General features: G+C 39.1%; 21 protein-coding genes. 13 read left to right on the top strand and 8 right to left on the bottom strand.

What is annotated here, in order from left to right; all coding sequences use genetic code 11:
* A partial coding sequence (locus R2S10_RS00005) for a hypothetical protein (RefSeq protein ID WP_316838361.1) occupies positions 1 to 281 on the top strand: 281 nt, incomplete at its 5' end.
* Positions 282 to 401: 120 nt separating this feature from the next.
* On the opposite strand, the gene R2S10_RS00010 is transcribed toward R2S10_RS00005, so the two are convergent.
* Positions 402 to 926 (bottom strand): GNAT family N-acetyltransferase, encoded by a 525-nt coding sequence (locus tag R2S10_RS00010; RefSeq protein ID WP_316838362.1) that lies wholly within the window; start codon positions 924 to 926, stop codon positions 402 to 404.
* Between the two features lie 159 nt (positions 927 to 1085).
* Between R2S10_RS00010 and R2S10_RS00015 the strand changes: the two genes are divergently transcribed.
* The 6 genes from R2S10_RS00015 (at position 1086) to R2S10_RS00040 (ending at position 6740) form a co-directional block, all read left to right on the top strand.
* Positions 1086 to 1496, top strand: coding sequence for an OsmC family protein (locus tag R2S10_RS00015; RefSeq protein ID WP_316838363.1), 411 nt, complete (start codon positions 1086 to 1088; stop codon positions 1494 to 1496).
* 217 nt (positions 1497 to 1713) lie between these two features.
* On the top strand, positions 1714 to 2748 hold the full coding sequence (gene proB, locus R2S10_RS00020; RefSeq protein WP_316838364.1) for a glutamate 5-kinase: 1035 nt from the start codon (positions 1714 to 1716) through the stop codon (positions 2746 to 2748).
* Positions 2749 to 2753: 5 nt separating this feature from the next.
* A complete protein-coding gene (locus tag R2S10_RS00025; RefSeq protein WP_316838365.1) occupies positions 2754 to 4004 on the top strand; it encodes a glutamate-5-semialdehyde dehydrogenase in 1251 nt (416 codons plus the stop codon).
* 150 nt (positions 4005 to 4154) lie between these two features.
* Positions 4155 to 5255 carry a sensor histidine kinase gene (locus R2S10_RS00030; RefSeq protein WP_316838366.1) on the top strand — a complete coding sequence of 367 codons (1101 nt, stop codon included), beginning with the start codon at positions 4155 to 4157 and terminating at the stop codon, positions 5253 to 5255.
* Positions 5256 to 5257: 2 nt separating this feature from the next.
* On the top strand, positions 5258 to 5695 hold the full coding sequence (locus tag R2S10_RS00035; RefSeq protein ID WP_316838367.1) for a response regulator: 438 nt from the start codon (positions 5258 to 5260) through the stop codon (positions 5693 to 5695).
* A gap of 31 nt (positions 5696 to 5726) precedes the next feature.
* Complete coding sequence (locus tag R2S10_RS00040; RefSeq protein WP_316838368.1) at positions 5727 to 6740, top strand: LacI family DNA-binding transcriptional regulator; 1014 nt, start codon at positions 5727 to 5729, stop codon at positions 6738 to 6740.
* 9 nt (positions 6741 to 6749) lie between these two features.
* Here the strand turns inward: R2S10_RS00040 and R2S10_RS00045 are convergent, their stop codons facing one another.
* Complete coding sequence (locus R2S10_RS00045) at positions 6750 to 8483, bottom strand: phospho-sugar mutase (RefSeq protein WP_316838369.1); 1734 nt, start codon at positions 8481 to 8483, stop codon at positions 6750 to 6752.
* 200 nt (positions 8484 to 8683) lie between these two features.
* On the opposite strand from R2S10_RS00045, the gene R2S10_RS00050 reads away from it, so the two are divergent.
* Both R2S10_RS00050 and lysA read left to right on the top strand, forming a co-directional pair.
* On the top strand, positions 8684 to 9997 hold the full coding sequence (locus R2S10_RS00050; RefSeq protein ID WP_316838370.1) for an aspartate kinase: 1314 nt from the start codon (positions 8684 to 8686) through the stop codon (positions 9995 to 9997).
* Between the two features lie 185 nt (positions 9998 to 10182).
* On the top strand, positions 10183 to 11340 hold the full coding sequence (gene lysA, locus R2S10_RS00055; RefSeq protein WP_316838371.1) for a diaminopimelate decarboxylase: 1158 nt from the start codon (positions 10183 to 10185) through the stop codon (positions 11338 to 11340).
* A gap of 114 nt (positions 11341 to 11454) precedes the next feature.
* On the opposite strand, the gene R2S10_RS00060 is transcribed toward lysA, so the two are convergent.
* The 3 genes from R2S10_RS00060 to R2S10_RS00070 form a co-directional block, all read right to left on the bottom strand.
* On the bottom strand, positions 11455 to 11841 hold the full coding sequence (locus R2S10_RS00060; protein ID WP_316838372.1) for an SRPBCC domain-containing protein: 387 nt from the start codon (positions 11839 to 11841) through the stop codon (positions 11455 to 11457).
* Positions 11828 to 14401, bottom strand: a complete 2574-nt coding sequence (locus R2S10_RS00065; protein ID WP_316838373.1) for a DUF3857 domain-containing protein — start codon at positions 14399 to 14401, stop codon at positions 11828 to 11830. Before R2S10_RS00065 ends, R2S10_RS00060 begins: the two co-directional genes overlap by 14 nt.
* An 84-nt stretch (positions 14402 to 14485) precedes the next feature.
* On the bottom strand, positions 14486 to 15676 hold the full coding sequence (locus R2S10_RS00070; RefSeq protein ID WP_316838374.1) for an acyl-CoA dehydrogenase family protein: 1191 nt from the start codon (positions 15674 to 15676) through the stop codon (positions 14486 to 14488).
* A 117-nt stretch (positions 15677 to 15793) separates the two neighbouring features.
* Here R2S10_RS00070 and R2S10_RS00075 point away from each other — a divergent pair, with 117 nt between their 5' ends.
* Entirely contained in the window at positions 15794 to 16171 is a 378-nt protein-coding gene (locus R2S10_RS00075) for a dihydroneopterin aldolase (RefSeq protein WP_316838375.1), read from the top strand.
* Between the two features lie 56 nt (positions 16172 to 16227).
* Positions 16228 to 17625 carry an FAD-binding oxidoreductase gene (locus tag R2S10_RS00080; RefSeq protein ID WP_316838376.1) on the top strand — a complete coding sequence of 466 codons (1398 nt, stop codon included), beginning with the start codon at positions 16228 to 16230 and terminating at the stop codon, positions 17623 to 17625.
* Positions 17626 to 17739: 114 nt separating this feature from the next.
* Here the strand turns inward: R2S10_RS00080 and R2S10_RS00085 are convergent, their stop codons facing one another.
* Positions 17740 to 18231, bottom strand: coding sequence for a thioesterase family protein (locus R2S10_RS00085; RefSeq protein WP_316838377.1), 492 nt, complete (start codon positions 18229 to 18231; stop codon positions 17740 to 17742).
* A gap of 75 nt (positions 18232 to 18306) precedes the next feature.
* Between R2S10_RS00085 and R2S10_RS00090 the strand changes: the two genes are divergently transcribed.
* Entirely contained in the window at positions 18307 to 18741 is a 435-nt protein-coding gene (locus R2S10_RS00090) for an Hsp20/alpha crystallin family protein (RefSeq protein ID WP_316838378.1), read from the top strand.
* A gap of 83 nt (positions 18742 to 18824) precedes the next feature.
* Here the strand turns inward: R2S10_RS00090 and R2S10_RS00095 are convergent, their stop codons facing one another.
* Together R2S10_RS00095 and R2S10_RS00100 are read right to left on the bottom strand one after the other, a co-directional pair.
* Positions 18825 to 19574, bottom strand: a complete 750-nt coding sequence (locus R2S10_RS00095) for a PKD domain-containing protein (RefSeq protein ID WP_316838379.1) — start codon at positions 19572 to 19574, stop codon at positions 18825 to 18827.
* Positions 19575 to 19748: 174 nt separating this feature from the next.
* Positions 19749 to 21140, bottom strand: coding sequence for an arginine decarboxylase (locus R2S10_RS00100; protein ID WP_062549353.1), 1392 nt, complete (start codon positions 21138 to 21140; stop codon positions 19749 to 19751).
* A 102-nt stretch (positions 21141 to 21242) separates the two neighbouring features.
* Between R2S10_RS00100 and rocF the strand changes: the two genes are divergently transcribed.
* A complete protein-coding gene (gene rocF / locus R2S10_RS00105; RefSeq protein ID WP_316838380.1) occupies positions 21243 to 22193 on the top strand; it encodes an arginase in 951 nt (316 codons plus the stop codon).
* Positions 22194 to 22195: the final 2 nt, after the last annotated feature.

Genomic DNA, 22195 nt, shown 5'->3' on the forward strand with positions numbered 1-22195 from the left:
TTTTTTATTGCTTTTTGATGTATAAAAGTAATTGTGTTATGGCTAATTGGTTTGCCTATATCGGCGGTGATGTTATGTTGCCTGGGAGTTATATGATGATTTCAGCTGCTCCGAATTGCGCAACAGGGTGCTTTATGTGTGCGCTTAAACTAGATGATAATAGCAGTATTCCTTCTAGTATTCCTGGATCTGTTAAGTCAGCAATAGCTGAGGCTTTAGCTAATAAAACCTCTATAGTTGTTTCTGCAAATCTGGAAGTCCGCGTGAAAGATTGTCCTTAATTAAAGGTAATTGTTAAATTGATGATTTGGACTTTCTAAGTCTGAATCATCAATTGTTATATACCATGATGTTTATAGTAATTGAAAGAGTAGCTGTTTATTGCATTAACAGAAATTTCGCTATGCTGGTATTTCGATTTCAAACAAAGCCAATACAATGTTTTCATAGTGTTTTGGCAATACATCCGATGCTTCTGGAACAATGTTTCCTAAATAATCAAAGCCGCATCTTTCATAGTAAGCGATCAGTTTTGGATTGTCTCCCCATGTATCTAACCTGATGTATTTCTTTTCTTTTTTAGCCCCATATTCTTTCGCCCAATCAATAATCATGTTTACAAAGTGGTGGCCTCTGAATGCTGGATTGGTCACGATACGGTGGATATAAATTGAGGGATCAATATCTTTTTCCTTCCAGATCAGCGGATCATTAAAGTCAATCGCAAAGATACAGGCCGTTTGTCCGTCGATGATTACCTTCCATTGTCTGGTTTCCTGAATTTCTTTTTCAATTAAGCTGCGTTCAAATCCCTGCCAGTGTTTTTTGAATACTGTCTTTTGATATGCGATCGCATCGTCATAAAGTTCGAATATGCGTTCTATATCGTTGGTATCGGAAGGAATAATGGTAACGTCTTTTAACATTTTGCTTAAATTGAATTAACCGTAAAAGTCGCAATTTTATTTTAAGCGGTATGGGTACAGAAGTAATTAATTTGACCCATACAGATGACTGAGAATTACAGAGAAAAACCGGCTTAAATTGATAAATTTGATATAGAACCATTAATTAATATTTAAACTATGAAACGTAACGCAACAGCTGTTTGGAATGGCACAATTAAAGAGGGCAGTGGCCACCTGACCACAGATAGTAAAGTTTTGGATCAAACGCAATACTCTTTCAACAGCAGGTTTGCGGATGGCATCGGTACCAATCCTGAGGAGCTTTTAGCTGCTGCTCATGCGGGCTGCTTTACCATGAAGCTAAGTCTGGATTTGACTGAAGCTGGTTTTACTCCCGGGAATCTGGAAACTAAAGGGACTATTTCTTTAGACAATGGGGTAATCAGCAGTTCTCATTTGGTTTTAAAAGCCAGCATTCCTGGAATTACAGATGAACAGTTTCAGGAAATCGCTAAAGGTGCCAAAGCAAATTGTCCGGTGAGCAAAGCTTTCGCTATGGAAATTACTTTGGATGCCAGTTTGGTATAATGATTTTAATGTCTTTTAAAGATTAACCGATAAAACTGTCGAGTGCAAGTTCTTTGATTTGGCAGTTTTATCGTTTTTGCTGCTTTTTTATTTCAAGATGTGGTGATAAAAAAGGGAATATTCGCTTAAACTGATTGAAAATAAAGGAATTGATGAGAAAAATAAGGTAAAATTTCTATTTTAGGCTTTCAATAGAAAACCATCAAATTCAATAGAAATGAATAAGCCGATACTTGTTTTGAAATTAGGTACCGCATCTATTACTACTCCTAAGGGAGAGTTGGATGAGGGGGTGATTGCCGATGTAGCGGCACAGGTTGCACAGTTGGCGAAGGGACATCGGTTGATTCTGGTTTCTTCGGGTGCTGTTGCTGCAGGAAAGCAATACATTAAGAATTACAAAGGGAAAATCTCCGAAAGGAAAGCTGCGGCGGCCATAGGAAACCCCATTTTGTTAAACACTTATTCGAAGCATTTTTACCCCTATGGCATTCAGATGGCGCAGAGTCTTTGCGAGCGTCGACATTTTTCTAACAGAACTCAATTTCTACAACTTAAGGAAACTTATGAAGAACTGTGGAAAAATGGGGTCATCCCCATCGCAAATGAGAATGATGTAGTGAGTGATTTGGAGTTGAGGTTTTCTGATAATGATGAGCTGGCAACGCTATTAGGTGTCGGATTTGGAGCTTCATTGATTCTTTTGGGTACTTCTGTTCCCGGCGTTTTGGATAAAGATGGAAAAGTGGTGGAGAAAATAGACTCCATTAATAATGAGGTGTTCTCTCTTGCGGATAAGAAAACTTCGGACCTCGGACTAGGGGGGATGGTTTCTAAACTTACATTTGCTCATTTAGCCTCTACTATGGGGATTAAGGTGGTGATTTTTGGAATTAGAACACCAAATGGTATTCTGGATGCGGTAGCCGAGAAAACGGGTACTGTATGTGCGCCAAAGAATTGCTCTATCCCGGCCAGAAATAAATGGTTGGCCAGCGGAAGTTTGGTGACCGGCAGATTAATGGTGGATGAGGGCGCTTGCGAAGCGATTAAGTTGCGCAAAAGCTTATTGGCTGTTGGCGTGCTGTCCGTTATCACTTCATTTGAAAATGGGGAAATATTTGAGCTGGTAGATGCTCAAATGAACATCATTGGGGTAGCCAGGGCAAAGGCATCCTCAGAAACAATTCAACATAATTTAAAGCAACATAACCTGGAGATTGCCAATGCCAGTGATATCGTTATCTTATAAAAATAATGGAAGCTATAGAAAGTCAGTTAATTAATGCGAAGAAAGCCAGGTATTCCATTGCTTCACTAAGTGATGAAGGAAAATCAGTGTTGCTGCATCGTTTAGCCGCATTGATCAGGGATAAATCCCCTCAGATTATCGCGGAGAATCTTAAAGATCTTCGGAAAATGCCGGATACAGATCCTAAAAAGGATCGCTTGTTATTGAATGCTGATCGGATTTCAGGATTGGCAAATAGCTTAATTGATGTTGCTGCTTTACCTGATCCGACCAATCAATTGATTTCCAGTAAAGAGATGGACAACGGTTTGCTGATTCAAAAGAAAACAGTGGCTTTAGGTGTTGTAGGGGTGATTTACGAATCGAGACCCAATGTGACGATTGATGTGGCTGCTTTGTGTATCCGATCTGGAAATGTTTGTTTGCTTAGAGGTGGACAAGATGCTTACCATACCAATCTCTTTTTACTCTCGTTGATTCAGCAGGTTTTACTGGAATCCGGATTAGATCAAAATATTGTACAGCAATTGCCGGCGGATAGGAAATACATTCTGGATATTCTCCAGGCGGAAAAATATATTGACGTTATTATTCCCCGAGGTTCCAATGAACTGATTTCTTTTGTGCGCAAGAACGCCTTAGTGCCTGTTATTGAGACTGGGGCTGGGGTATGCCATACCTATGTTGCTTCCTCGGCAAAGTTGCCTATAGCAGCGGAAGTTGTACAGAATGCGAAGGTTTCCCGTCCCTCAGTTTGCAATGCACTGGACACGGTATTGGTGGATCAAAGTGTTGCAGCTGATTTTTTGAAACTATTAGCCCCTTTACTCTCTGCGCATGAAGTGGAAGTCTTTGCAGATCAGTCTGCTTTCTCCATTTTAAAAGCGATTGGTTATCCTCATTTATCTGTGGCGACGACTGCTGACTTTGGTAGAGAATTTCTTGATTATAAGTGTTCTATTAAGACGGTAGAAAATATAAACGAAGCCTTAGACCATATTTCTGAATTTTCTTCCAAGCATTCGGAAGCAATTATTACGGAAAATACGGAGGAAGCAACACAGTTTCTGGAAGAGGTAGATGCGGCAGTAGTGTATTGGAATGCTTCTACGCGATTTACTGATGGGCAGATGTTCGGATTGGGAGCGGAAATTGGAATTTCGACTCAAAAACTACATGCCAGAGGGCCTTTTGCATTGGAAAAACTGGTCACAGAAAAATGGATCGTAAAAGGGGATGGGCAAATAAGAAATTAACTTTGAGTTCCCCAATTCCCTATTTGGGAAAAAAGAAGGACAATATTTTTTCCCTTCTTGCAAATAAAAGGATTGGTATAGGTGTTTATACGGGTAATTTAGCGTGGCTTGACTTTTGAATATTGTTAGGGATTAACTACTAGCTTATTCATGCAAAACAATTTAAGTCAACCTCAACCCTTACTTTTAAAAATGTTGGGGGAAATTGAGGATTATGCGATTATATTTCTTGATCAGCATGGATACGTGGGCAGCTGGAATAAGGGAGCCGAAAAGATCAAGGGTTATAATGCTGAAGATATTTTGGGGATGGACTTTAGGCTGTTTTACACCGAGGAAGCCCGCATCAATAAAATCCCTGATCAGCTATTAGAAGAGGCAATCTTAAATGGAAAAGCACAGCATAGGGGATGGCGTCTTCGGAAAGATGGGGAACAATTCTGGGCTCATGTCACGATTACTGCTGTTTATGATGACAACAACGAGGTAATTGGTTTTTCTAAATTCACCCGTGACCTAACCGATAAGCTGAATGCGGAAAAAGCATTAAAGGAATATGCAAGGGTGCTGGAGTTTCGAAATAAAGAACTGGAACAATTTGTCTACATTGCTTCTCATGATTTACAAGAGCCCTTGCTGACCGTTAAGAACTTCCTGGGCTTGTTGAGGAAAGAATATGGCGAATCTTTTGATGAAAACGGTCTTTTATACCTGGATTACATATCGGACTCTGCAGAAAAAATGAAACACCTGATTAAAGGAGTTTTAGATTATGCGAGATTGGGTACTCATGAACCAAAAGAACTGGTAGATTGCAATGAGCTAATGGATGAGTTGCAGCAGGAGTTTTCTGATGAAGTAGATGGCTTAAATGTAGCGCTGAATTATGAGAATTTACCGCGTGTTCCGGGTTATGAGCCGGCTTTGAAACAGCTATTTCAACACTTATTCAGTAATGCGCTAAAGTTCAGGAAAAAAGAAGGGGAATTGAAAATTGAGATCAGTGCAACGTATGAAGATCGGCAATGGCATTTTCAGTTTAAAGACAATGGCATTGGAATAGAAGAAAAGTATAAACATAAGATATTTTTGATTTTTCAACGTTTAAATAGTCAGGAAGACTATAAAGGGCATGGAATTGGGCTTTCACATTGTAAGAAAATTGTGGAGCTCCATGGCGGGGAAATTTTTGTGAATTCCGCCTTAAATGAGGGGAGTACGTTTTGTTTTAGCCTTAAAAATGATAGATAGAAATGAAAAAATTCAAGGATCTTAGTTGTGTGTTACTAGTTGATGATGATATCCCCACCAATTATATCCATAGGAAAATCGTTCAGAATACGAATATTGAAGTAGACATTAAGACGATTACTTCTGCCAGAGAAGCACTAGACTATCTTACTTTTTCTGGAAAATATGAAAATGATGTTGATATGTTTAGGCCTGGAATCATCTTCCTGGACATCAATATGCCTGGAATGAGTGGCTGGGATTTTATGGAAGAATACCGTAAGATTGATGAGGTACATAAGTTGAAAACTGTTGTGGTTATGTTGACTACCTCGCTCAATCCGGATGACGAATTGATGGCTTCTGCCAACCATGAAATTATGAATTACTTACATAAACCTTTAAATGAAGATGCCTTTGTTAAAATTGCAGGTAAATACTTTGAGGAGATTAACAATTAATTCTATAGATTGGCGGTAAATTATTTTACGAATGAAACCTCCATCTATTAAGGATATTGCAAAAAAAGCAGAAGTATCCATTACAACAGTCTCCTTTATCTTAAACGGCAAAGCCGAAAAGATGCGCATTAGCAAGGAGGTGATTAAACGAGTAGAAGAGATTATTCTTGAGCTTGGATTTAAACCGAATCAGATCGCCAGAAGTCTGCGGACAGGGAATACCAAGACCATCGGATTGATTGTAGAGGATATTTCCAACCCGTTTTTTTCAGCTATCGCCAGACGTATAGAAGATAAGGCCTATAAAAAGGGCTATAAAATCAGTTATTCCAGTACGGAGAATGATCCCGCAAAAGCAAGAGATTTGATAGAGATGTTTAAATCCAGAAAAGTAGATGCGTATATCATTGCCCCGGTTCCTGGGATTGAAGAAGACATCAAGCAGTTACTTGCAGATAAAATTCCTGTGGTCATCTTTGACCGAAATCTTCCTGATCTGGATGTGAATTTTGTGGTTGTAGATAACTTTAAAGGGGGGTATTCTGCTGCGGAGTTCCTGATTAAGAAGGGGAGAAAGAACATTGCTTTCGTCACGGTAGATGTAGAAGTAGATCAGATTAACAATCGTTATCTGGGATATGAGCAAGCATTGAAAGACCATGGCATCCAGCCGAACCAACAAACCTTAGTGAAAATCCCATTTGACAGTACTGAAGAGGACACGAATGAGCGTTTGAAAGTGTTGTTTGAGGAGAACCCGGAAATTGATGCCGTATTTTTCTCTACCAATTACCTGGCTGTACGAGGATTGTTTTTCCTTAAAACGATTAAGAAACCTATTGATGATGGCTTTATGATTGTTGCTTATGATGATCAGGATGTTTTCAAGATCCATACACCTCCCATCAGTGTGGTTGATCAACCCATAGAACAGATCGCTGAAAAAATTATTGATATCATTCTTCAGGAGCTTTCTGCGGATAGATCATTACCCCAAACTGAAAGAAGTAAGGTTATATTACCTACTAAATTTATAGAAAGATGATTTAGAGGCTTAAGCCTCTAAATCTTTCATTACTGCTTTAATCTTCTCGCCTAATAAGGCATCCGTTTCTTTAAAGCTTGCTTTGTCTTTTAACGCTGTGTTTACGCTGCAGTAGAACTTGATTTTAGGTTCTGTTCCTGATGGTCTTGCCGAAACAATGCTACCATCTGCAGTGATAAACTGTAAAACATCCGATTTAGGGAAATCTAGTTTTGTTTTCTCACCCGTACTCAGGTTAGTTTCAAAGCCCAATTCATAATCCTTCAAGAAAGCAACTTTAGCACCACCAAGTGTTGCAGGTGGGTTGTTTCTGAATTTCTCCATCATGGCTTTGATTTCTTCAGCACCGGTTTTTCCTTTTTTAGTGATGGATACCAGTTCTTCTTTATACAAGCCGTATTCTACATACATGTCTAACATGGCATTGTATAGGCTACTGCCTTTATCTTTGTAGAAGGCGGTCATTTCTGCGATAAATGCGCAGGAAACAATTGCATCTTTATCTCTAACCAGTTCACCGATCAGGTAACCATAGCTTTCTTCACCACCACCGATAAAGGTTTTCTTTCCTTCAAGGCTGGTCATTAAATGTCCGATGAATTTGAATCCGGTTAAGGTATTGTAGAAAGTAACGTTTTTCTTTTTCGCGATTTCTTCAATGATATTGGTAGTTACAATGGTTTTAACAATGTATTGGTTACCATCCAGTTTCCCTTTTTCTTCCCATGCGCTCAACAGGTAGTTGATCAAAAGACTACCGGTTTGATTGCCGTTCAGCAAAACGAATTCACCGTCATTGTTTTTTACTGCGATACCTACTCTGTCTGCATCAGGGTCTGTTGCCAGCACCAGGTCTGCATCAATTTCTGCTGCTTTTTTAAGTGCTAAAGTCAGGGCTTCTTTTTCCTCAGGGTTAGGGTAAACCACAGTTGGGAAATTGCCATCCGGTGTGCTTTGCTCCTCAACCAGGGTTAAGTTAGTGAAACCGAATTGTGCCAGGGCTTGTGGTACCAGGGTAATTCCCGTTCCATGAATAGGAGAGAAGACGATTTTAAGGTCTTTTTGGCGTGCAATAGCTTCTGGAGATACGGATAATTCGGTGATTTTATCCAGGTATAACTGATCAATTTCTTCTCCGATCAGTTCAATGTTTTCTTCTACACGGTCGAATTTCACTTCATCAATGCTTTTGATTTTGGCAACTTCGTCCATCACCATCGTATCATCAGGGGATGTGAATTGTCCGCCATCAGCGCCATAAGCTTTATAACCGTTGTATTCTTTAGGGTTATGGGAAGCAGTAAGCATCACGCCACTTTTGCAACCCAGCTCTCTGATGGCAAAGGACAACTCTGGTGTAGGTCTCAATGCTTTGAAGAAATAAACATGGATTCCATTCGCTGAGAATACATTTGCAGTAATTCCAGCAAAATAATCAGAGTTATTACGGCTATCGTGTGCAATGGCTACTTTGATCTTCTCATTAGGATATTTATTGATCAGGTAGTTGCAAAGCCCTTGTGTGGCTGTACCGATAGTGTATTTGTTGATTCTGTTAGATCCGGCGCCCATGATGCCACGAAGGCCTCCAGTTCCGAATTCCAGGCTTCTGTAGAAAGAGTCGGTTAGCTCTGTAAAAGCTTCCTTGTCTAATAGACCTTGGATTTCTTCTTTTGTTTTACTGTCATAATTACCATTTAGCCATTGGTTGATGGTACTTAGGGTTGCTGCTTCTAATTGCATATGATTGTGTTCTATCTTTTGACTCTTGCAGGGATAAACGCATTATCTTTTACCTTGTTTTGTTAGAATAGGATAAAAATGCGGAATTCCAAATTTTATTTTGTGTATTTAGTGGTTATTATCGCCGTTTTTTTTAATTTCACGGCCGGTTACAAGTATATAGCCAATTTATTAAAAAATAAAATTCTTACCTCAATTAAATGAAGATATTAAAGTTTGGAGGAACTTCCGTAGGAAGCCCTGAGCGTATGAAAAAGTTGCTGGATATCATCAATCCGGCCGAAGAGCAAATTGTGGTCCTATCAGCTGTGTCTGGTACAACCAATAGTTTAGTGGAAATTTCAGGCAAACTTTTAAAGGAGGATAAACAGGTCGCGTTAAGCTTAATTAACGCATTGCACCAGAAATATAATGAGTTCATTATTGAACTATTGCCTGAAGGAGAGTTTCGCGAACAAGGACAAGAGGTGGTAGACTATCACTTTGGTTTCCTGGCTTCTTTAGTGAATGATATTTTTACTCCAATTGAAGAAAAAGTAGTGTTGGCACAAGGTGAACTGTTGTCGACTACCTTATATCATATTTACCTGAAATCTATCGGTGTACCATCGGTATTACTTCCTGCATTGGATTTCATGAAGACTGACGAAGATAATGAGCCGGATGTTCCATTTACTACGAAACATTTGACGCCAATATTGGAGCAGAATAAAGGGAATAAGTTGTTTATTACTCAGGGTTTCATCTGTAGAAACAGCTTTGGTGAAGTCGATAATTTACGTCGCGGTGGAAGTGATTATACTGCTTCTTTAATCGGTGCAGCAATTCTTGCGGAAGAAGTTCAGATCTGGACGGATATCGACGGAATGCATAACAATGATCCAAGGATTGTTAAGGGTACTAAGCCAATTTCTCACCTTTCATTTGATGAAGCTGCGGAGCTTGCCTATTTTGGTGCAAAGATTTTACACCCACAATCGGTATTCCCTGCACAGAAATATAAAATTCCTGTACGGTTATTAAATACAATGGAGCCTTCTGCTGCTGGTACTTTAATCTCTGCAGAAAGTGAAAAAGGAAAGATCAAATCTATCGCTGCTAAAGACGGTATCATTGCGATTAAGATCCAGTCGAGCAGAATGTTATTGGCTTATGGTTTCTTAAGAAGAGTGTTTGAGATTTTTGAACGTTATAAAACACCAATCGATATGATCACTACTTCTGAAGTAGCGGTTTCATTAACGATTGATTTCACTGATAACCTGGATAAAATTGTGGAAGAGCTTCATGCTTTCGGTACAGTGGAAATTGATAAGGACCAAAGTATTGTTTGTGTAGTTGGTGATTTCAGTGCGCAAACACATGGTTACGCTGCAAGAGTGTTGGATTCAATTAAACATATTCCGATCAGAATGATCTCTTATGGAGGTAGTAATTACAACATCTCTTTATTGATCAATACGGCAAATAAGACGGAAGCTTTAAAGAGCTTACATAACCGTTTGTTTGAATAAGAAGAGTTTACCTCTTTCTTAGCCAGATCATAGCGGCAACAAGAATTACAACGAGTACGATAAAGAGCTTTACTCTTCTGTCGTACTCTTTTCTACTCATTTTGTTGTTTCTGAAATCGACATAATTGCCGAAATAAATAAAGCCCAGAACAACAACAAAAAATATAATCAGATACTTGAACATTATGTTTTCCGAAAAAGATATAGCACGTTTCGCGAATTTAGAAACACCCTTTTATTATTACGACCTAAACCTGTTGCAAAATACATTAGATGATTGCGCAGCGGCGGCAAAGGTATATAATTTTCATGTGCATTATGCTATGAAAGCAAATTTCAACCCTGCAGTATTGCAAAAGATCAAAGCCGTAGGTTTTGGTGCTGATTGTGTGAGCGGTGGCGAAGTAAGCAAGGCAATTGAAGTTGGCTTCGAGCAGAAACAGGTGGTGTTTGCAGGTGTTGGAAAGTCGGACAGAGAGATCAATGAGGCTTTAGACCAGGATATATTCTGCTTTAATGTAGAGTCTATTCAGGAGTTAGAAGTGATCAATGAACTGGCGGCTAAAAAAGGAAAAATAGCAAGAGTAGCCATTCGAATCAATCCAAACGTAGATGCACATACGCATCATAACATCACTACGGGCTTAGATGAGAATAAATTCGGTGTAAATTCATGGGATTTACCTGCATGTGTGGACACTTTGAAAGAAAGTGCGAGCCTTGAATTTATCGGTGTGCATTTTCATATCGGTTCTCAGATCACCAATATGGACGTTTACAAAAACCTATGTGTTAGAGTGAATGAGTTCGCTGCATGGTTTGAGGAACGCGGATTTATCGTGAAGGTATTGAATGTTGGTGGTGGTTTAGGTATTGATTACCACAATCCAGAGCAACAGATTCCTGATTTTTCTGCTTATTTTAAAGTTTTCCAGGAGTTTCTGGAAGTTAGGTCTAACCAGGAGGTTCATTTCGAATTGGGAAGAGCGCTTGTTGGGCAATCAGCTTCATTGATCACTAGAGTGCTATATGTGAAGAACGGAAAGAAAAAGAACTTTATCATTTTAGATGCTGGGATGACGGAATTGATGAGACCTGCTTTATATCAGGCTTATCATAAAATTGAGAATATTTCTAAGCTTGATGTTGCTGATGCAGTTAAGTATGATGTGGTAGGTCCGATCTGTGAGAGTACTGATTGTTTTGGTAAAGAGGTGGAGCTTCCGGAAACTTTCCGTGGAGATTTGATCGCTTTGCGTAGCACAGGTGCTTATGGAGAGGTAATGGCTTCGCATTACAATTTAAGAGAGAACATCGTGTCTGTATACGATACGGAAGGATAATACATAAGCTAGCCTAATTTGTATAGGCATAAAATAAAAAAGCTTGTTGAAGACATGGAATTTCCAGTGTTTCAACAAGCTTTTTTTATGGGAGATTCCCAGTTGTTCGCTTTCTTAGTCTTCTTCGAAAAAGTCGATTAAGCCTCCAAAGTAATATTCTGTTAATCCTGCAGTGAAATCGTCATAGTCTTCATCAGGAATGTTTGTTTGCACAAACTCCAGAGAAGTACCTTTTTTATTATCCTGGTGAAATTTGATGGTTACGATAGAAGGTTCGTTATCTTCTCCGAAATACCATTGTTGTACAATCTTTTTGCCAGGTTCGAATTCCAGGTTTTTACCTACGATATCTCCATCCCAAAAAGAGAATTCTGTACCTGGTTCATCTGTGAATTCTACTTCAGCACCCGTCCATAGTTGAATGCTTTGTGCTTTTGTCATCGCTAAATACACTTCTTCAGGAGGTGCAGGTAGCTGATAATATTTTTTAAATGTCTTCATGTTCAATAATTTCTTTTTTCGAGGATTTGACCTGCTGTTGGTATTGATGAGTCAAGGCCGTCATCCATTCTAATTCAGGGTAGGTAAATACAAATGTTACGCGGACACGTTTGGACTTCTTTAGGTATAAAATCCATAAGAAACAGTAGGTGATTGCGGATAGATTGGTGATCAAATCTTCCTTGGATACCTGGATTTTTGCCTGCGCTAACAATAAATATATGCCGTAGTTTAGAATTATAAGGCAAATATATCCAATTAAGAAGGAAATATATAGCTTAGGGAAGCTTTTACGCTTCTTAAAAAAGAGAAATATTCCTAGGATGCAAAAGCAGAGGACCGTAGCAGATAGTATCACAGATCCAATAAGAAGGATTTTGCCACCATGGTTCAATAGGTTATGTTTTGTACCCAAGGCATCCCAGACCTCCTTTGACCATATTGGTGACAACCAAATTCTGGTCAATATTTCTATTGGAATCAGTGCTACATAAATGGCTAAAACTATCAACCAGCCCTTAATTGGGGGTGCCGCTTCAATTTCACCCAGGGTAAAAGCATATTTTTTCTGATATATTCCAATCACAAAGATTGCGGAAATGACGGATGTTACAATGAATAATACGGCAAGCTGAGCGTTGAAATCGAAAGCATTGGTGTTTGCATTTTCCCTGGTGATGAAGTAGTTTAGTTGATCTTCAACGATTTTCTTGTCCTTTACATATTTTTTCACTTCAGCACCTAAGATGTAATCCTTTTTGCCCTTAAATATATAGTTCAATGTGAGTAGTTTCCCTTTCTGAGCACCATTGCTTTCAAAATGAAAATAGTCATTGTCCAGATCAAAAGGTTCGGTAGTTAGGTTCCATTGTTCAGGAGTGGTTATGCTGAGTGTTTGTTCAATATTTACGGGGTATCTCAGAGAAAGCGGTGTCGTTCTGGATTTTGCAGGGACGTCACGCATTTGATCTCCAATAAGATCAGCAAGAAATGGGATGTAATGCTTTCCATTGTCATCAATTAGCCAGATGTCAGTGATTTCATAACTTTCTGTAAGCTCTATGGCATTGGTCTTTTCATTGTCCTTGATGCTAAGGGGCGCCTTAATTTCCGTATTGGGATAGAGCTTGCCGTAATATTCCAAATAAGATTTCTCCAGGCCATCGCTTCCTGATTCTGCTATTTCTGAGCGGATGTTATCGGCATAGTTTCCAGTATAAACGGTTTTGACGATCAGGCTTGTCTTGTTGTTTTCAGTGGTATCTGGTAGGTTGAAAATGAGATTTGTCGCCAGCTTTCCTGTGGCATTGCTATTTACTTGTTCCAGTTTATTTGTGCCTTTTTTCAGGACCAGCGCTTTTCCATAATCAGGAAAATACAGTTGATCAATTGGACCTCTTTGATAAGAAATAGTGGGATCAATCCATATTTTTTTGCCAGCCAGTTCTACCATAAGCACTACGTGGTTGAAGGCAAAAGGGCTGGGTAAATATTCATCTGTTTTAATGGTTTCGTAGGTGTTGGCATAGGCCATATAGGCTTTGATGCCCATCGGATTGAGTAGGTGCAGCAGGAGTAAGGATTTGTCCTTACAGTCGCCATAACGTTGTTTCAGTACTTTTTCCGGTGAATTTGGCTTATGTGAATATTGCCCGACTTCGATTCCCATATACCGGATCTCATCCTGAACAAATCTGGTGGCCAATTCCAGGTATTTCTTTGGATTCTGATTGGATTTCTGTTGGAGTTCCTTTACTTTTTTATCTAATAGTGCAGTGCTGATGCTGGAATAGTCGTTAATGGAGAGCCCCCAGTCGACTACATCAGTCCAGTTTTTAAAGGTGCTTACCTGTGTTCTTTTTAATAGGTTGTACCAATCTGGTTCAAAAGGGGTAGTTCTATGGGTTTTTGTTAATTTATGGTCCCATTCATAAACTCTAAGTCCATCTTTCTCTGTGATTTTTGCCGAGTTGTTAAAGTTGAAATTTTTGAGATAAAGCGGGATGTTTTTATCGATAATAAGGTTGGCGTAAAGATGTCCAATGCTACTGGATTTCTCGAAGTAAAACGTGTTCGCATAGTTTTTGCCAAGAATAGGGTTATCGCCTTTGATGGTGTAGGTATATTCTATACGATCTCCTTTTCTGATGTCATCCAGCACTAAAAAAGCATCGTAAGTTCCGTTATAGATAAACTTAGACAGGTCACTTTCAGTTTGTAATACTTTGAATTTATGGGACTGTAAAAGGTTTTTTGGCTGGTTGTTTCTCCAGAGAATGATCTTGTGAAAAATGAGTTTTTGGTAATCGGGTTCATAGGTGACGGAGATCTGGGAGCCATTTTGTACTCCTGCATCTGAGACGATCTCCCGAATGATGTGGGAATATTCTTCATGTAAACCTACATGGTTTTGCTTCTCATAAAGGGAGATGAAATAACCATCAGAAATATCTTTATCTGGCGGAGTGGCTCCTTTACTGTTTGTGATGATGATCCAGGAAGGATTTTGAGCTTGGATACTAAAGTTTTTACCCTGACTGTAACTTGCTGTGCTAAACATAATGCCTAAAAACGTGAGAAGTACCGTTTTTAGGCATTTGTTGAAGAATTTGGAGCGCATTTATTTGTGTGTTTTTAGCTTATATTATTTGAAGGCGTTTAATCCGGTTACATCCATACCGGTAATCAGTAAATGGATGTCGTGGGTTCCTTCGTAGGTAACTACCGATTCGAGGTTCATCATGTGTCGCATGATAGAGTACTCGCCAGTAATTCCCATTCCACCTAGCATCTGGCGTGCATTTCTGGCAATATCGAGTGCGATTTCTACACTGTTTCTTTTGGCCATAGAGATCTGTTCCGCAGTAGCGCGGTTTTCGCTTTTAAGTACCCCTAATCGCCATACTAGAAGCTGCGCTTTGGTGATTTCTGTCACCATTTCTGCTAGTTTCTTTTGTTGCAATTGGAATCCTCCAATAGGTTTGCCGAACTGTACGCGTTCTTTGGAGTAGCGTAAGGCGGTATCGTAACAATCCATAGCTGCGCCCAAGGCACCCCAGGCGATGCCGTAACGTGCCTGGTTTAGGCAACCTAATGGTCCTTTTAATCCAGTGATATCAGGGAAGATATTTTCTTTAGGAACTTTAACATTGTCGAATACCAGTTCACCGGTTGAGGAAGCTCTTAAACTCCATTTGTTATGCGTTTCTGGAGTGGAGAAACCTTCCATGCCTCGTTCTACAACAAGGCCTCTGATTTTTCCGGATTCGTCTTTTGCCCAAACCACTGCGATATCTGCAAATGGGGCGTTGGAGATCCACATTTTTGCGCCGTTTAACAGGTAATGATCTCCTTTGTCTTTTATATTGGTTACCATTCCACCAGGATTAGATCCGTGATCTGGTTCTGTTAGTCCAAAGCAGCCCATTAATTCGCCTGTGGCTAATTTAGGAAGGTATTTCTTACGTTGTTCTTCTGTGCCATAGACAAAGATTGGATACATGACCAATGATCCTTGCACGGATGCAGTGGACCTTATTCCTGAATCTCCACGCTCAATTTCCTGCATAAGGATACCATAAGCAATATAATCTAAGCCTGCACCACCGTATTCCACAGGAATAGTAGGTCCAAAAGCACCAATTTCTCCTAGTCCTTTGATCAGGTGTTTTGGGAATTCTGCTCTTTGTGCGTAATCTTCAATAATCGGACTGACTTCTTTTTTCACCCAGTCTCTTGCTGCAGAACGGATCAGCTTATGCTCATCAGTCAGTAGTTCATCTAGTTGATAATAATCAGGAGCTTCGTAAAGGTCTTTTTTGGCAGATTTATTCATAGTTCAGGAGATATTTGGTATCATGCTTTGTCCTTGATTTTTTAACCAGGCTTGTCTCAAAGTTAATAATTTAGGGGAATGGCTGGTAATAACCGTTCAAAGAATTATTTTTGTCAAATGAGCAATGCTAAAAGCTATATTCAAACGGTTGCGTTAAGAGATGTAAAATGTTATGCTTTTCACGGATATTATCCTGAGGAACAGTTAACAGGGATTTATTTCCTGGTAGATGTTGAAGTTACTTTTATTCATACAGGTGATACAGAGAATTTGAATCATACTGTAAATTATGAAGTACTGAACACCATTTTGCTGGAAGAAATGGGAAATACCCAGAAAATGCTGGAAACTGTAGTCCGTAGGATTCTGGATCGGGTATTGGATACTTATTCTTTTCTGCGCAGTGGAAAAGTGGGGATTCGAAAATTAAGTCCGGCGATGCCTGGTGAAATTGGGCATTCATTTGTTGAGCTGAGCTATGTAGCTCCTGAATAAGTACCTAATGTTTTCTTTTATTGCTTCCTATTAAAAATCCTAAACCTATTATAACCATGGAATACACTAAAATTACTGCTGAACTGCTGGACTTGATAAAAGCAGCGGTTGGGGCAGACAGTGTTTTTACAGATGAAGAGTCTTTGAGTATTTATTGTCACGATGAAACGGAAGACTTAAAATATTACCCTGAAGTTGTTGTGAAAGCCAGAGATACCGAATCGGTATCTGCGTTATTGAAACTTTGTAATCAATATTTGATTCCGGTTACGCCAAGAGGCGGAGGGACCGGCTTAAGTGGTGCTGCTTTACCAGTTTTTGGTGGGGTGTTGTTATCGATGGAGCGCTTTAAAAAGATTATCTCAATTGATACAGAAAATCTTCAGGCAGTGGTAGAGCCTGGGGTGATTACGCAGGAATTTATGGATGCAGTGACGGAGAAAGGTTTGCTTTATCCAATTGATCCATCCAGCAAAGGATCTTGTTTTATTGGTGGGAATGTTGCACACGGCTCCGGTGGACCAAGGGTTGTGAAATACGGTACCATTAGGGAGTATATCTTAAATCTAGAGGTGGTTTTGCCTAACGGAGAAATCATTTGGACAGGAGCTAATACCCTTAAATATGCATCCGGGTACAACCTGACCCAGCTGATGATTGGTTCTGAAGGCACGCTTGCTGTGGTGACAAAGATTGTAACCAAGTTGATCCCTCGCTCTGAACAAAACGTATTGATGCTGGCTTCTTTTGCAGAAAATGAACAGGCTTGTGCGGCAGTATCCGCTATTTTCCGCGCAGAGGTGATTCCTTCTGCATTGGAATTTATGGAGCGAAAAGGACTGGAATGGGTGATTAAATATGATGACATTAAGTTTGACCTTAAAGATGGCATCAATGCTTTTCTTTTGATTGAATTTGATGGGAATGATATGGACTCCATTTTCAAAGACTGTGAAAAGGTGAATGCGGTATTGGAAAGTTTTGGTTGTACGGATGTGCTATTTGCAGACACCGCTCAGCAAAAGGAGGAATTGTGGCGCATGAGAAGGACAATGCCTGAATCGGTGAAGTCCAACTCTATCTATAAAGAAGAAGATACGGTAGTTCCAAGAGCAGCATTGCCGAAACTGATCAATGGGATCAAAGAAATCGGTTCAAGATATGGCTTTGAAAGTGTATGTTATGGCCATGCGGGCGATGGAAATCTGCATGTGAACATCATTAAAGCTGGTATGAGTGATGAAGATTGGAATGACAAGCTTAAAGATGGTATTGTAGAGATTTTCGAGCTGACCACTGCTTTAGGAGGGACAATTTCCGGTGAGCATGGTATTGGTTTGGTACAGAAAGACTTTATGTCTATTAAATATTCGGAGATACATTTGAACCTGATGAGGGGCATCAAAAATGTGTTTGATCCCGCAGGTATTCTTAATCCGGGAAAGATTTTTTAAGCGTTTTATGAGGCGTCTTGCTTTTTTCAATTGCAAGACGCTTGTTTTTCATTTGAAATCTATTTGTGCTTCATTCTGAAGTCACGTGTTTTGCACTTTTGTAGGAAAAGTGTTTTAATTATCGAGCAGCTGCTCAAATGAGATCATCTTTGCTTTTTCATCTTCAGGGATAGGTGAGGAGTTTTTGCTGATGTAATCAAAAGCAACGCAGACTGTTTTTCCTTTGCTACAAATTACTTCTTCACCATGGACTAATTTCACCAGCAGGTATTCCAGGTCGAAACTACTGCTACCTATTCTGGATGTTCTTACGTACATACTGATTTTATCTTCAGGAAATATTGGAGTATGGTAGTCAAGTTCTGCTTTGGCGATGACCACTCCGGTTTTCTTCCAGTCCCATTTAACGGCCGTATTCCAATACTTTACTCTGGCAATTTCCATATAGGTAAAGTATACCGCATTATTTACATGGCCCATCATGTCGAAATCTACAAAACGCGTTTCAATCTGTGTTTTATACTTAAAACTGTCTAAATGATTGATGATGTCTGTCTTTTTGTCTGTTGTTTTTACTTTGTTGCGCCAAAATGTCTTGAAAATCATAGATAATGGGTTTGGTATGAGTGTTGATTATATCGAAGTATAAAATTAAAACTTAAAAAAAAGGAGAAATAAGCGATGACACTAGTAAATTTTAATAACAGAACCAGAAACACTGCACCTTATTTTAACAATGTATTTGATTCTTTGTTCAGTGAGGCGTTAAATAAAAATTTAACGATTAATAAAGTTCCAGGCGTAAACATTTTGGAGACTGAGACTGAATATGAGATAGAATTGGCTGCACCTGGTTTAACTAAAGAAGATTTTCAAATCAATCTGAAGAAAGATACTTTGTCTGTATGGGCAGAGAAAAAAGTTGCTGAGACAGACGAGAAAAAAGATTATACCCGCAAAGAGTTTGATTACTTCTCTTTTGCCAGATCATTTGTTTTACCTGAAAGTGTTGATGCAGAGAAAATTACTGCTGAATATACCAATGGAATTTTAAACATCACAATTGGCAAAAAAGATGAATCAAAAAACGCTGCTAAAGAGATAAAAGTTTCTTAATTAAGAAACCGTAGAGTTTTCATAATAAGTTTGGTTTAAGGTTAGAGGACGTAGCGAGAGCTCCGTCCTCTTTTTTTTATGTCTTAATTGAAATAGCCATTGATGACTAGCCTGCTAGTCAATAAATCTACACCAATTTCAAAGCTATTGGTTTTTATATTTCCCCAATAGGAGGTTGAACCACCAGAACTTCTTGTACTAAAAATCAATATCTTTTCATTGTTTTTATAGCTGAACAGGCTGTATAAATAACCGAGGTCTTTTGTGACCAGGATGGTAGACCAGTTAAATTTTAGGGGTTCTGATAATGGAATTGGGATGTTTTTACTGTTGTTGGTCAGGTCATTAAGAACCGGACTTTTGAAAATCAATTTTCCGGGAATTGTTCCATCTGGTAAGGTGGTGTAGGTGCGGTTATTAATTTCCGAGATTTCCAACCAGACATCTGCTTTATCCATATTTATATGATCGAGATTTAGCCTTTCTAAGGTGATTTTCCCGGAAAGGAGCTGGAGCACTTTCACTTCTTTTTTGCTAGTAGCTATTTTTCCATCTGCGTTTTTAACGCTGAGTGACACGGTATAGGTACCAGGTTTTTCAGCCTCAAATTTGGGTTCCTTCTCCGTTGAAGTCTTTCCGTATCCTAAATCCCAAAGGTAACTTACGGCATTTGTCGCATTATTTGTGAGGGGTATTGATATTCCCAAGGGAAATGGATGTTGTTCTAAATCTTTATTAAAACTGAATTCTGCTGTGGGCAGTGGTTGAGCGATTTCTTTCTTACAGGAAAATAAGCCAGCAGAAAGTAATAAGATAAGGGGCAGTTTTTTCATAGTTTTCGAAAATAAGGGATTCTTATAGGCCGAAAGGTGTATTCAGGTTAAGTTTTTGTTATGTCTTTGTGTGCTGAGTGTAAAAGTGTTTTCTTTTGATCATCGGGGGATCAAGACATAAAAAAAGCGTGTGCCTTTTGGACACACGCTGTATAATCTGTTTAGGATACGGTCTTAAACGTAACCCAGAATCTTTAGTACTTGTTTACTGTTTTGTTCCTCACCGAATACTTCAAAGTTGAAAGTTTCATCTCTGTTTCTACGGATAATTACGTGTTTCGGACTAGGCAATAAGCAATGGTGAATACCACCATAACCGCTCAATACTTCCTGATAGGCTCCGGTATTGAAGAAGCCCAGGTATTGTACTTTACGTGTTTTCGGCATAAATACACTGTTCATGTGTGCTTCCTGATTGTAATAATCCTGACCATCACAAGTGATTCCTCCTAAGTTGACACGCTCATATTCAGCATCCCAGTTATTGATTGGAAGCAAGATGTATTTTTGATTTAAAGCCCAAACGTCTGGAAGGTTGGTGATGAATGAACCATCTAACATCAACCATTTCTCTCTGTCGTTCTGTTGTTTACGTCCTAATACTTTGTATAGGATACCAGATGCTTCAGCAACGGTGTATTTTCCAAATTCAGTAATGATATCCGGTTCTACTACGTCGTGCTCAGCACAGATTTCTTTAATCCTTTTTACGATTTCATTTACCATGTATTCGTAATCGAAGTCAAATACCAGAGAGTCTTTGAATGGCATACCACCACCGATATCTAAAGTATCCAGTTCAGGATTGATTTTTTTAAACTTGCAATATAAAGTCACATATTTTTCAAGTTCGTTCCAGTAATATGGAGAATCTGTAATACCTGAATTGATAAAGAAGTGTAATAGTTTTACTCTGAAGTTAGGATTTGCAGAGATTTTATTGTTGTAAAACTCGATTACATCTTCCATACGTACACCCAGTCTTGAAGTATAAAACTGTGAGTCTGGTTGCTCTTCAGCAGCGATACGGATACCCAGGTTACAAGGTGTATCTAATTCTACCTCATCATCAAAAAGGTTAAATTCCTCTTTGTTGTCTAATACTGGAATGATGTTTTTGTATCCGTCGTGCAACATATCAATGATATATTGTTTGTACTGATAAGTTTTAAATCCATTACAGATTACTGTAATGTCTTTGGTAAGGGCACCTTTTTTCTCCAATGCCTCAATCATAGGCATGTCAAATGCTGATGAGGTTTCCAGGTGAATGCCATTCTTTAAGGCTTCTTCAACAATGTGCCTGAAGTGCGAACTTTTAGTACAGTAACAATACTTATAGTCCCCACGGTAATTGTTCTTGATGATAGCCGTTTGAAATAATAATTTGGCTTGTTGGATTTTCTTAGTTATCATTGGAAGATAAGTGAAACGTAATGGCGTACCATAAGTTTCAATCATTTCCATCAGATTGAGATCTTGAAAATACAATTCGTCGTCTATAACGCTGTAACCTTCCTGAGGGAAACCAACACTTAGATCAAGAAATTCGGAGTAACTCTGCATTTTTTATATTTTTGAACAATTATTTAAAGGGGTAGCTAATTAAATGAGTTAATTTTCGGCTCAAAGATAATCACTTTATAAAATACACTTGTATTTTTTTTTATGACTAAGACTTTAAAAATTATTGAGGTAAAATCCGAGATTGGCGCCGGTACACGGGGAGCCAGTTTAGGAGTGGATGCAATTAAGATTGCAGCGTTGGATTTTGGGAGTAGATTTTTCAAGAAACATAAATCTATAGAGGTGCCAAATGAGAACCATTTGTTGCTTGAAAGTGCCGGTAGCCCATATGCGAAGCGGATTTCAGGGATATTGACGATGGTTGAGCGGGTGAGTGATCAGGTGCGGACTACCTTAGAGGAGAAAGAGTTTCCGGTAGTTTTATCAGGTGATCATAGCACGGCAGCGGGTACGATTGCGGGGATAAAAGCGGCTTTTCCGAAGTCGAAATTAGGGGTGATTTGGATCGATGCGCATGCAGATATCCATTCTCCATACACTACACCCTCCGGAAATATGCACGGAATGCCCTTAGCAATGGCACTTGATGAAGATAATTTAGAGTCGAAAGTGAACAAGCTGGATCAGGAAACGATTAACTACTGGTATCAGCTAAAAAACGTAGGAAACTTGGCACCTAAGATTAATTATCGCGATCTTGTGCTGATTTCTGCGCGGGATATGGAGAAGCCGGAAGAATACTTGCTGAAGAAAAATAAAGTAAAGATCTTTACAACTGCAGATGTCCGGAAAAGAGGGGTAGAACGGACAGTGATTGATACCTTGGTGTATCTTGATCATTGTGATCTCATTTATGTTTCATTTGACGTGGATTCTATGGATCCTACGGCATCCAGAGGAACGGGGACACCGGTTGCTCAGGGATTGACAGAAAGAGAAGCAGGGAAGCTGATGTCGGGTCTGATCACCAATCAGAAAGTATGTTGCTTCGAGATTGTGGAAGTTAACCCAACTCTCGACAGGGAGAATCAAATGGCAGAGCATGCCTTTGAAATTTTAATTAAAGCGACTAACGCTTTTAGAAACGAGTAAAT

Origin of the sequence: Pedobacter gandavensis (assembly GCF_032678745.1) — a bacterium.
Lineage (GTDB): Bacteria > Bacteroidota > Bacteroidia > Sphingobacteriales > Sphingobacteriaceae > Pedobacter > Pedobacter gandavensis_C.